Here is an 11,106-nt window from a genome sequence, read left to right as displayed (position 1 = left end):
CCCCTGACCACGGTCACCGCCCCCGGCGCCGGCGGGTCGGTGGGCAACGTGCAGAACGCGGCCGCCGCCAGCGACTCGCCCTCCCCGCCGATCGGCCCGTCGCAGCTGGCCCCCGCGCCCGACCCGGGCACCGCCCAGGGCGCGGCCGAGGCCCAGGTCACCGCCGCGACCAGGCCGGCCACCCCGACCACCGCCGCACCGCGGACCTCGGCCGCGCCCAGCAGCACCGCGTCCGAGGCCTCCCCCTCGCCGAGCGCGAGCTCGAGCAGTTCGACGGGGCTGCTCGGCGGGCTGGTCGGGGGCGTGCTCGGGCTGCTGTGAGGCGGCTCGGGCGGGCGGTGAAGCAGCCCGCTGTGACGCGGGCGGCGCCGGCGCCGCCCGCGTCCGACGCGGCGTCAGACCAGGTACGAGTAGTAGTCCACCAGCGCGCGCAGCTCGGCGACCGCGGCGCGGGCGGAGTTCAATCCGTCCGCGGGCTGGATGCCCATGACCGCGAGGGTGGTGCCGTCGTCGAGGTCGAGCAGGACCCAGGGGTCGCCGGAACGCAGGTTCACCGCGACGATCTGGGCCCACTCCAGCCGGTGCGTCCGCAGCATGTTGACGACTTTCAGGCCCTCGGCGGCGGCGACCGCCTTGGGCCGGGCCAGCACCATGAGCACGATCGCGCCGGCGAAGCCGATGCCGGCGAAGGCGATCCGGTCCGGCAGCGGCCAGGGCTGGCCGCCGTCGGACGGGAGCAGCGCGGCGATCGCGGTCATGCTCACCACGAGCACGGCCGCGACCGCGTGGATGATCGCCCGGGTGCGGTGCGGCCGCCAGGTGACGGGAAGCCTGGGCAGGGCGGGTGCCGGGGCGCCGCCGCCGGAACCGCCGTCCCCGGCGGCCGCGCCGGGGCCCCGGGTCGGGAAACCGTTCGGCGCCATCGACTCCATCCGCTCCGCTCCGCGGGGCCCGACCGCTACAGCCGGCAGGCCCTGATGTCGGTCACGAGGATAGCGCGTGCGCCGATGGCCCAGAGGTCGTCCATGATGCGCTGGGTCTGCTCGCGCGGAACCATGGCCCGCACGGCCACCCAGCCCTCCGAATGCAGGGGGCTGACGGTGGGCGACTCGAGGCCCGGGGTCAGGCCCACCGCCTCGCGCAGCCGCTCGGCCCGGATGTCGTAGTCCATCAGCACGTACTTGCGGGCCACCAGCACGCCCTGCATCCGGCGCAGGAACTGCTCGGCGCCCGGCGCGGGCTCGGCGTCCCGGCGCTGGACCACCACGGCCTCGGACTCCAGGATCGGCGGGCCGATCAGCTCGAGCCCGGCCTGACGCAGCGTCGAACCGGTCTCCACCACGTCCGCGATCACGTCGGCGACGCCGAGCTGGATCGCGATCTCCACCGCGCCGTCCAGCTTGACCACCTCGGCCGGCACCCCGGCCCGGTCCAGGTGCGCCTGCACGATGCCGGGGAACGAGGTGGCGATCCGCTTGCCCTTGAGGTCCTCGAGGGTGGAGCCGGAGCCCGGGCGCCCGGCGAAGCGGAACGAGGCGCGGCCGAAGCCGAGCGCGAGGATCTCCTCGGCCTCGGCCCGCGAGTCGAGCAGCAGGTCCCGCCCGGTGATGCCGATGTCGAGCCGGCCGGAGCCGACGTACACGGCGATGTCGCGCGGGCGCAGGAAGAACAGCTCCACCCCGGCGTCGGGGTCGACCACCAGCAGCTCCCGGTCCGACCGGCGGCGGTATCCGGCCTCATGCAGCATGGCGCCGGCCGCCTCGGAGAGCGATCCCTTGTTGGGCACGGCGATGCGCAGCATGGAGTTTCCGTCCTTCGTCTGGTGTGCGTGGAGTGCGGGTCTAGAGAGTGCGGTACACGTCGTCGAGGGAGATGCCCTGCGCGATCATCAGTACCTGGAGATGGTAGAGCAGCTGGCTGATCTCCTCGGCGGTGCGCTCCTCGCCCTCGTACTCGGCGGCCATCCAGACCTCGGCGGCCTCCTCCACGATCTTCTTGCCGATCGTGTGCACGCCGGCCTGGACCAGCTCCACCGTGCGCGAGCCGGGCGTGCCCGCCGCGGCCTTCGCGCCGAGCTCCTGGAACAGCTCCTCGAAGGTCTTCGCGCTCACTGCTCCCCCAGGGCCTTGAGGGTGAGGGCGGTGGACACGGCGCTGAGCGCGGCCTCGCGGCCCTTGTCCTCGGCCGAGCCGGGCAGGCCGGAGCGGTCGAGCGCCTGCTGCTCGGTGTCGCAGGTGAGCACGCCGAAGCCGACCGGGATGCCGGAGTCGACCGCGACCCGGGTCAGGCCCTCGGTGGCCGCCGCGCACACGTACTCGAAGTGCGGGGTTCCGCCGCGGATCACCACGCCGAGGGCGACGATCGCGTCGTAGCGCTGCCGGGCGAGGGCGTGCGCGGCCACCGGCAGCTCGAAGCAGCCGGGCACGCGCACCACGGTGGGCTCGTCGATGCCGAGTTCGGCCAGGGCCTTGACGCTGTTGGTGATCAGCGCGTCCATGACCTCGGTGTGCCACTGCGACGCGACCACGGCCACGCGCAGGTGCGCGCAGCGCTTGAGGTCGGACGGGTTGATGCCGAGCTCGGGGGCTCCGCTGCCTGCCACGGAAGGTGCTCCTTCGATCTGTGTTGCGTTGTCTCGACGTTAGCGCAGCACCGGCTCAGAGCCGGTGGTGCGTCCGATATGCGATCAGGTCGGCGATGGAGATCAGCGCGAGACCGTGGCGTGCGGCGAACACGCGCAGGTCCGGCAGCCGGGCCATGGTGCCGTCGTCGTTCACGATCTCGACCAGTACGCCCACCGGACTGAGTCCGGCCAGCCGGGCCAGGTCCATGCCCGCCTCGGTGTGGCCGGGGCGCTCGAGCACGCCGCCGGGGCGGGCGCGCAGCGGGAAGACGTGGCCGGGGCGGGTCAGGTCCCCGGCCCGGGTGGCCGGGTCGGCCAGCAGCCCGATGGTGTGCGCGCGGTCGGCGGCGCTGATACCGGTGCTGATGCCCTCGCGCGCGTCCACCGAGACGGTGAAGGCGGTGCCCTTGCGGTCCTGGTTGACGGCCGTCATCGGCGGCAGTTCGAGCGCGTCGGCCCGCTCGTCGTCCATGGAGACGCAGATGACGCCGCTGGAGTAGCGGATGGTGAAGGCCAGTAGTTCCCGGGTGGCGTGTTCGGCCGCGAAGATGATGTCGCCCTCGTTCTCCCGGTCCTCGTCGTCCACGACGATGACGGGCCGGCCGGCGGCGATCTCCAACAGCGCGGTCTCGATCGAGTCGAGCCCGAGACCGGTGTCCTCGAGGGTCGGGGTACTCATGCGCAGACTCCTTCGGTGACGACGTCGACGGCGCGCGTCGCGGGGGCGGCGGAGGTGACGGATGCGGGGGCGGTGACGGCTGTGGCGGGCGCGCGGCGCGGGGCGGCGGCGGACGCGGCCGGCCGGGCCAGCCGGATCCACTGCCGCATCCCGGCCAGCACCAGCAGGAAGTAGACGCCGTAGGTGAAGCCGGAGACCGGCAGGCCGCTGTGGAAGGCCAGCGGCACGCCGACCACGTCGACGGCGATCCAGACGAACCAGAACTCGACCCAGCCGCGGCCCTGGCACAGGGTGGCGGCGAGCGAGCCGACGAAGATGTAGGCGTCCGGCAGCGGGGCCCAGGACGCGTGGGTGGCCGAGAGCAGCCAGGCGAACCCGGCGGTGCCCACGAGCAGGAAGCCGAGCAGGGCCAGGCGTTCGAGCGGGGCGGCCCAGCGGATGCTCACGCCCTCGGGGTGCCCGGCGCCGCGCTGCCGGTTCCACCGCCACCAGCCGTAGGAGGCGGCCGCGATGACCACGAGCTGGCGGGCGGCGTTGCCGCCGAGGTGCACGGACATGGAGGCGCCGAACAGCAGCACCGCGCCGGTGATCTGCACCGGCCAGGCCCACAGCGAGCGGCGGATGGCCAGCGCGACGGTGGCCAGGCCGAGCAGGTTGCCGAGCAGGTCGGACCAGCGCACGCTCTCCCCGCCGGCCTGGAAGGCCAGCGCGTTCGCCCAGCCGAACAGGTGGTTCACCGGGTCGCCTCGGTTTCGAGCACGGGCTCGGCGGTCTCGGTGACGGCCGCGGCGCGGCCGAGCAGCTTCTCGGTGTACTTGGCGATCACGTCGACCTCGAGGTTGACCCGGGCGCCGGGCTGCTTGAAGCCGAGGGTGGTCTGGGCCAGCGTGCCCGGGATCAGCGACACGGTGAAGTCGGGCTCCGCCCCGTCCGTCAGGGCACTGACGGTCAGGCTGATGCCGTCGACTGTGATCGAACCCTTCTCCACCACGTAGCGGGCCAGGCCGGCCGGCAGCGAGATGCGCACCAGCTCCCAGTGCTCGGCCGGGGTGCGGCCGAGCACGGTGCCGGTGCCGTCGACGTGGCCCTGCACGATGTGCCCGCCGAAGCGGCCGTTGGCCACCATGGGGCGCTCCAGGTTGACCCGGTCGCCGGGGCGCAGGTCGCCGAGGCTGGAGCGGACGAGGGACTCGGCCATGACGTCGGCGGTGAACTGCCCGCCCTTGAGCTCGGCCGACCCGGTCTCGTCCACGACGGTCAGGCATACGCCGTTGACCGCGATCGAGGCGCCGTGCACGGCGTCCTCGGTGACGACGGGGCCGCGCACGGTGTAGCGCGCCGCGTCGGGCAGAGTCTCGATGGCGACGATCTCGCCGAGTTCCTCGATGATTCCGGTGAACACCGTGTGGCTCCCTCATCACACCGCGGGTGGATGCACCGGGGTGGGGGCCGGGAGGCGTGGACGGGCGCGCACGGCCTCGCGCTCCTCGGCACCGGCTCGTCAACGAGTCCGGCCGGGCGCGGCAGGGCCGACGTCCCGCGTGCCGCCTCCCATCCGGACTTCCGGGCGTTCGCCGCATGATGCGGACGGACGCGCCGGTCACCGTCGGTCCCGGAGTTTCACCGGGTCAACCTTCGGGCTCCTCGTGCGGCACGCACTCTCGCGAGCGCGGACCGCCGCTGGAGACCAGCCGGGTCGCGGACTGTCACCGCCGGTTCGGAGTTTCACCGACCCCGGGGCACGCTTGTCGTCTTCGCTAACAGTGTGCCACGGATTCCCATTCCCGATCACCCCTAAATCCGGGTGGCCCGCCTCACAACGCGGCGCGTCCGCCCGGCGCGCCGCCCGCCCCGGGTATAGGGTGACGCGCTCCGGCGAGGGGTGGGAGACGGCGCCGCGGCCGGGCCCGATCGGTGCGGCCGGAGTCCCGAAACGCTCGGAGCGCCGGTGTCCGCGCAGGTCATCCCACATGCCCAGGGTATGCCGGCGGCCGAGCCCGCACTGCACTTTGATCCCATCCCGCCCCACTCGTAGAGTGCTGACATCATGCCTCCGGCCGACTCGCCCCCGCCCCCGCCCGCCGTGCGCTTCGGCGTGCTCGGCGAACTGCTCGCGGCCGACGGGGACGTTTCGGTGACGCTGCGGGCGGCCAAGCACCGGGAGCTGCTCGCGGCCCTGCTGCTCACCCCGAACCGGCCGGTGGCCACCGGCGACCTGATGGACATCCTGTGGGACAAGGCCCCGCCGCCGAGCGCGATCGAGGCGCTGCGCACCTATGTGATGCGGATCCGCCGCATCCTGGGTCCGCGCCTCGCCGCCCGGCTGGCCACGGCCGCGCCCGGCTACCTGCTCGAGGTCGGCGAGGGCGAGTACGACGTGGAGGGGTTCCAGCGCGCGTCCGCGGCGGGCCGGGCGGCGATGCACCGGCGGGACTGGACCGCGGCGGGCGAGGCGTTCGCAGCGGGGCTCTCGCTGTGGCGCGGCGCTCCGTACGCCGACGTACCCGCCGATCACTTCGCCCGCGAGATCGGGCCGGGACTCGAGGCGGCGCGGCTGCGGGTGGCCGAGTGGCGGGCCGAGACCGAGATGGCGCTGGGCCACGACGCCGAGGCCGCGGCCCGGCTGCGCGAGATCACCGCGCGGGACCGCTTCCGCGAGCGTACGCACGAGCTGCTGATCAGAGCCCTGGCCCGGGCGGGCGAACCGGCCGCGGCGCTCGCCGCCTACCGCGAGGCGCGCACCCTGCTCGCGGACGAGCTCGGGATCGAGCCTGGCCCCGAGCTGACCCGGCTTCAGTCCCTGGTGCTGGCCCGGGATCCGGCGCTGCTCGAACCCTACGATCCGATGCCGGCGGCCGAGCCGGCCCCGGTCGTGGTGGCCGCGCCGGCCCGTCCGGTGCCGCGCCAGCTGCCCGCCGCCGGTCCGCTCACCGGCCGCGACGAGGAGCTTGAGGCCGCGATGGCCGGGGCCCGCTCGGGCGCGCCGACCGTGGTGACCGGCCCGGGCGGCATCGGCAAGACCGCGCTGGTGCTGGCCGCGGCCGCAGCGATCGAGTCCGAGTACGCCGACGGCTGCCTCTACGCTCCGCTGCACGGCGCCGGCGCGTCCCCGCGCGCGGCCGAGGACGTGCTGCGCCGGTTCCTGGACGACCTCGGCCTGGGCGCCGAGGGTGAGGGCCGGGCGCTGGACGACCTGGTGGCCCGGTACCGCACCGCCGTCGCCGGACGCCGGGTCCTGATCGTGCTGGACGACGCCGCGGACGCCGCGCAGGTGCGGCCGCTGCTGCCCGGGCCCGGACCGAGCGCGGTGCTGGTGGCCAGCCGCAACCGGCTCTCCGGCCTCGAGGACTGCCGGCGGGTGCAGCTCGCCCCGTTGCCCGCGGTGGAGGCGGCCGGGATGTTCGCCCGGATCGCCGGGCGGGAGCGGGCGCTGGCCGAGCCGGTCGCGGTGGCCCGGGTGGTGGCCGCGTGCGGCGGGTTCCCGCTGGCGCTGCGGGCCGCGGCCGCGCGCCTGGCCTCGCGCCCGGGCTGGAGCGTGACGGACCTGGCCGGACGGCTCGACGACGCGCACCGGCTGCTCGACGAGCTCGCGGTCGGGGATCTGGCCGTGCGCGCGGGATTCCAGGTCTCGCTCGACTCGCTGGCCGAGGACGGCGGCCCGCTGGACCCGGCGCTGGTGCTCGGCGCGCTCTCGCTGTGCGACGCCCCGGTGATCTCGCTGCACGCCGTCACCGCGGCCACCGGAGCGCCGCCGTGGGAGGTGGCCGCGGTGCTCGAGGAGATGGTGGAGATCCACCTGCTCGAGTCCCCCGCGCCCGACGCGTACGCGCTGCACGACCTGACCCGCGCGTACGCCCGTGACCTGGTGCGCCGCGACCGCCAGGGCCGCTACGCCGAGGCGCCGGAGCGGCTGGTGCGCTGGTATCTGGCCCGGGCCGGGCAGGCCGCGCGGCTGGTCGCGCCCTCGCGCCGCCACCCGGACCTGCCCGAACCGGTGGAGCTCGACACCCAGGCCGCAGAGCAGGCGCAGCGCGTCGAGCCGGACCTGCCCGACGAGGACGCCGCGCTCGAGTGGCTGAGCCAGGAGATCGACGGCCTCGCCGCCGCCGTCCGCCTCGCCTACGAGCACGGCCTGGACGAGTACGCCTGGCGGCTGCCGCTGGAGCTGTGGGACTACTTCAGCCGCTCGCACCGCTGGGCGCAGTGGCGCCGCGCCCTCGAGGTGGGCGACGCGGCGGCGCGGCGGATCGGGGACGAGACGGCGCAGGCCTGGGTGCTCAACCAGCTCGGCTCGGTGTGCGCGCAGTCCGGTCGGGCCGAGTCGGCCATCAGGCACCTGACGATCGCGGCCGAGATCCGGCACCGCCAGGGCAACTACCTGGTCGAGGCCGGCACGCTGAGCAACCTCGCGGCCTGCCACCGCGAACTCGGCCGCACCGCGGAGGCGCTGGCGACCCTGGAACGTGCGCGCGAGGCCTCCGTGCACGTCACGACGCCGCGGCTGCGCTCCACGCTGCTGACCAACATCGCCCTGTGCGTCTACGAACTCGGCGACACCGAGGGCTCGCTGACCCTGTGGCGGGAGGCGATCGAGCAGTTCCGCGTCGACGGGAACCAGGACGGCCTGCTCGAGGGCGTGCTGAGCCTGGCCCAGGCGCTGGTCTCCGCCGGCCACGCCCGCGAGGCGGCCGACGAGGCCGGATTCGCCCTCGACCTCGCCCGCCGGCTGCGCAACGCGCACTCGGAGGCCCGCGCGCTCACCTACCTCGGCAGTGCCCTGATCGGCCTCGGCCGCGGCGTCGAGGGGGTGCGCCACTGCGCGGCCTCGGTCGAGATGGTGGACCGGCTCGGCGGCCCCGGGGACCGGATGGACCTCGAGGCCTACCGGCTCGCCATCGACATGCTGGCCGAACACGGGTCGGCCGCTCTGCCCGGGCGGGCCGGCCCGCCCGAGCCGGTTGGCGACGGCGGCTCGGTGGAGCGGGCCTGAGACGCGGTGGAAGCGCCGGGCCGCCGTCGCGGGGAGAGCGTCGCGACGGCGGCCCGGCCTGATCCCCGCCACCCGGGGTCACGCGCTTCGCGCCCTCCGTTCGCGAAGCGCGAGGACCCAGGGCAGCAGGGACGGCAGGAGCAGGATCACGGCGCATCCGACCGGTTCCCAGAACGCGGTGGACGCGACCGGGTGATCGGCCAGCGCGGTGCGGACCCAGCCGCACACCCGCCAGATCCCCGGCACCACGATCCCGGCGAAGCAGAACGCGGCCAGCACCGCGCCGATCCCGAGCAGCCAGCTGTACCAGCGGGCCACCCGCAGGTCCCGGCGGTCGGCCCGCGCGAGCACGGCCCGCTCGTCCGGACCGAGGCGGCCGTACCGGCCGAGCCGGGCCCGCAGCGTGAGGCGGGCCACCCGGCTCAGGTCCACGCAGTCGAACCCGAGCACCAGCGCCCCGTACAGGTCCGACCGCAGGAAGATCAACAGTTGCAGCGCCATCGCGAGCACCTGCATCGCCGCCTGCCCGGCCAGAAAGCCGAGCAGGGTCGGCGGCAGGTGCCACCACCCGTCGCGGGCGCCCTGACGCAGCGCCAGATTCACCGCGAGCACGCACGAGTCGAAGGCGAGTCCGGCGCACAGCGGGGCGAAGCGGGCGCGGCGCGGTACCGCCCGCAGCGCGCTCAGGTCGGTCTGCAGCACCAGCAGGTAGCCGCGCCGGCCCACCCCGATCCTGGACGGCACCCCGGCCCGGCGCGCGGCGATCCAGTGCGCACTCTCGTGCCCTGCGGCCACGCACATCTGCGTCAGCGTCAGCAGGGCGAGACCGGCCAGCGGATCGGGTAGGAAGTACAGCTGCCCGCCGGCCGGCCGTAGCGCCCGGTCGCCGGCCACGGCCGCCACATCCACCGCGCCGACCAGCGCGTACACCGGCCACAGGGCCCGGGCGAATGCGGGCCCGAACACGCGCACCGCGGCCGCTCCCCAGCGCCCGCCGGTGCCCTCGCCGCGCGGCGCACCCGCCGCCGTCTCCCGGTCCCCCACCCTGGCCACGAAGCCCAGGTCGATCAACGCCGCCGCGAAGTCGGCCACGTCGACCTCGACACCGGTGGACGCGAGCACGTCCGCGGCCGCCTCGTCGAGGCTGCGTCCGGCCGCGAGAGCCGCGATCACCGGCCCGGCGACCGCGGGCAGCACCACGAACTCGCCCCGCGCCGCGTCGCCCACCATGATCTCGCCCGGGATCTCGCCCGGCTCTGGCCCGGTGCCGGCGGCGCCCCTGTTCGAGCCTCCGGTCCCGTCGCCGTCGCCGTGCGGGGTGATGCTGAGCGGACGCAGCGTCAGCCGAGTCGCCCCGTCGAGGGTCTCGGCGCTCATCGCGTCGGCGCCTTCGCGCAGGTCGGGCAGTCCGGCACCGGCTCCCAGGGCAGCTCGGTGAGCCGACCCGTCGTCAGATCCACGATGTGGTACCGGCCTGCCGACACCGGCTCGGCGAAGCGGGTCAGATACCGCATGATCTCCAGCGTGACCATGCCCATGAGCTGCATCACCACGGGCCCGGTGGACCGGTTGGCGACCGGACGGTCCGCGCTGAGCCGGCCCAGCAGCCCAGCCAGATCCCCCATCCGCGCCGCGTTGCCGGTCGTGGCGCAGCGGCGGCAGGCCGAACGGCCCGGATCCACCGACCAGTACGCCAGCTGGCTGCCCTGCCCGCTGCCGGAGACGTACGGCACCCCCGCGGCCACACACGCCTCCTCGACCCAGTCCGACGCCGCCACCGGCTGGTCGATGCCGGCCAGCACCAGGTCGGCCCCCTCGATCAGCGCCGGGACGTCCTGCGGCCCCGCGATCCGCCGGAAGACCGGCTCGACCTCGATCTCCGGGTTGAACGCGCGCACCCACTCAGCCGCGCGCTCGACCTTGGGCCGGCCGATGTCCTCGGTGCGGTAGGTGAACTGGCGCACCAGGTTCTTGGACTCGACCAGGTCGAAGTCCACCAGCCGCAGCCGCCCGACGCCGAGCCCGCACAGCGCCTGCAGCGCGGCCGAGGCCCCGCCCACCCCGAGCAGCACCACCTGCGCGTCCAACAGCCGCCACTGGAACTCGGCCGGGCGCCGGGCGAGGGACGCGTAGGTGGCGAAGAACTCGAGGTTGCTGGAGTAGCGCTCGCGCTGCCAGGGGGTGAGCCCGTCCGGCGAGGCGTCGAACACCAGTCCGAGCCCGTCGAGCACGGACAGCGCCTCCTCGAGCTCCGCCCGCGTCACCTCGGCCGCGGCGTCGGTGCCGGTGCCCGGCTCCGGTTCGGCGTCGGTGCCCGCGTCGGCGTAGACCGCGTTCAGCGCCACGACCAGCTCGTCGAGCGGCCGCTTGCCCTCCTGCAACAACTCGAGCAGCCGTTCGAGCCGCCCGTCGCCGTCCGTCAGGACGATCTGTTCGACCGGATCCTCGACGAGGATCCGCACGTCCGCGCCCTCGCGTTCCCACAGCGCGTGCTTGAGCTTCGGGACCACTGCCCGCTCCCTGGTGTCCGACTCCGACCTTGGCTCCCCCGCAAGGGGGTGGGGTACGTCCGGCGCGGGCGGAGCAAGCCGCCCGCGCCGAACGCACCTGTCAGAGGAAGGGCGGCGGCTGGTAAACGGTCGCCTGCACCTTCTCGGCCTTCTTGACCTCGATCTTCATCGCGGAATCCTCCTCCCGTAGAACCGCCGCCATCCTGGCGCGCGGGCCATAACGCGCGCCTATCGCGGCGGTGTCACGGGAGGGAAAGCCAAGGTCACAAGGGTCGGACGGGCCGAAGGTGGGGGTGGTGTGGGC

The 11,106-nt window shown here is 74.7% G+C and carries 10 protein-coding genes and 2 pseudogenes; 2 read left to right on the top strand and 10 right to left on the bottom strand.

Annotation, left to right across the window (positions count from 1 at the left end):
- Positions 1-321: pseudogene (locus KDL01_RS33855) on the top strand (hypothetical protein); the annotation flags it as partial.
- Between the two features lie 74 nt (positions 322-395).
- Here the strand turns inward: KDL01_RS33855 and KDL01_RS33850 are convergent.
- From KDL01_RS33850 to KDL01_RS33820, 7 genes and pseudogenes are all read right to left on the bottom strand, one after another.
- Positions 396-932 (bottom strand): PH domain-containing protein, encoded by a 537-nt coding sequence (locus KDL01_RS33850; RefSeq protein WP_212532766.1) that lies wholly within the window; start codon positions 930-932, stop codon positions 396-398.
- Between the two features lie 26 nt (positions 933-958).
- Complete coding sequence (hisG, locus tag KDL01_RS33845; RefSeq protein ID WP_212532765.1) at positions 959-1,801, bottom strand: ATP phosphoribosyltransferase; 843 nt, start codon at positions 1,799-1,801, stop codon at positions 959-961.
- Between the two features lie 40 nt (positions 1,802-1,841).
- Positions 1,842-2,111 (bottom strand): phosphoribosyl-ATP diphosphatase, encoded by a 270-nt coding sequence (locus KDL01_RS33840; protein ID WP_212532764.1) that lies wholly within the window; start codon positions 2,109-2,111, stop codon positions 1,842-1,844.
- Positions 2,108-2,602, bottom strand: a complete 495-nt coding sequence (gene ribH, locus KDL01_RS33835; protein WP_212532763.1) for a 6,7-dimethyl-8-ribityllumazine synthase — start codon at positions 2,600-2,602, stop codon at positions 2,108-2,110. Before ribH ends, KDL01_RS33840 begins: the two co-directional genes overlap by 4 nt.
- Positions 2,603-2,675: 73 nt before the next feature.
- Positions 2,676-3,302: pseudogene (gene ribB, locus KDL01_RS33830) on the bottom strand (3,4-dihydroxy-2-butanone-4-phosphate synthase); the annotation flags it as partial.
- Complete coding sequence (gene pnuC, locus KDL01_RS33825; RefSeq protein WP_212532761.1) at positions 3,299-4,039, bottom strand: nicotinamide riboside transporter PnuC; 741 nt, start codon at positions 4,037-4,039, stop codon at positions 3,299-3,301. The gene pnuC and the pseudogene ribB, both read right to left, overlap by 4 nt.
- Positions 4,036-4,704 (bottom strand): riboflavin synthase, encoded by a 669-nt coding sequence (locus KDL01_RS33820; RefSeq protein WP_212532760.1) that lies wholly within the window; start codon positions 4,702-4,704, stop codon positions 4,036-4,038. The genes pnuC and KDL01_RS33820 overlap by 4 nt, the downstream gene beginning before the upstream one ends.
- A 645-nt stretch (positions 4,705-5,349) precedes the next feature.
- Here KDL01_RS33820 and KDL01_RS33815 point away from each other — a divergent pair.
- Positions 5,350-8,292 (top strand): AfsR/SARP family transcriptional regulator, encoded by a 2,943-nt coding sequence (locus KDL01_RS33815; protein ID WP_212532759.1) that lies wholly within the window; start codon positions 5,350-5,352, stop codon positions 8,290-8,292.
- Between the two features lie 78 nt (positions 8,293-8,370).
- Here the strand turns inward: KDL01_RS33815 and KDL01_RS33810 are convergent, their stop codons facing one another.
- From KDL01_RS33810 to KDL01_RS33800, 3 genes are all read right to left on the bottom strand, one after another.
- Entirely contained in the window at positions 8,371-9,669 is a 1,299-nt protein-coding gene (locus tag KDL01_RS33810; RefSeq protein WP_212532758.1) for a hypothetical protein, read from the bottom strand.
- Positions 9,666-10,802 carry a HesA/MoeB/ThiF family protein gene (locus tag KDL01_RS44040; protein WP_212532757.1) on the bottom strand — a complete coding sequence of 379 codons (1,137 nt, stop codon included), beginning with the start codon at positions 10,800-10,802 and terminating at the stop codon, positions 9,666-9,668. Before KDL01_RS44040 ends, KDL01_RS33810 begins: the two co-directional genes overlap by 4 nt.
- Before the next feature lie 100 nt (positions 10,803-10,902).
- A partial coding sequence (locus KDL01_RS33800) for a hypothetical protein (RefSeq protein ID WP_212532756.1) occupies positions 10,903-11,106 on the bottom strand: 204 nt, incomplete at its 5' end.

This window comes from Actinospica durhamensis (assembly GCF_018139695.1).
GTDB lineage: Bacteria > Actinomycetota > Actinomycetes > Streptomycetales > Catenulisporaceae > Actinospica > Actinospica durhamensis.
Note: the sequence above shows the minus strand (reverse complement) of the source record. Positions and strands in the feature narration are given on the sequence as shown.

Coding starts and splice junctions, on each gene's coding strand:
- KDL01_RS33850 (WP_212532766.1), bottom strand. CDS start 932: ATGGAGTCGATGGCGCCGAACGGTTTCCCGACCCGGGGCCCCGGCGCG.
- hisG (WP_212532765.1), bottom strand. CDS start 1,801: ATGCTGCGCATCGCCGTGCCCAACAAGGGATCGCTCTCCGAGGCGGCC.
- KDL01_RS33815 (WP_212532759.1), top strand. CDS start 5,350: ATGCCTCCGGCCGACTCGCCCCCGCCCCCGCCCGCCGTGCGCTTCGGC.
- KDL01_RS33810 (WP_212532758.1), bottom strand. CDS start 9,669: ATGAGCGCCGAGACCCTCGACGGGGCGACTCGGCTGACGCTGCGTCCG.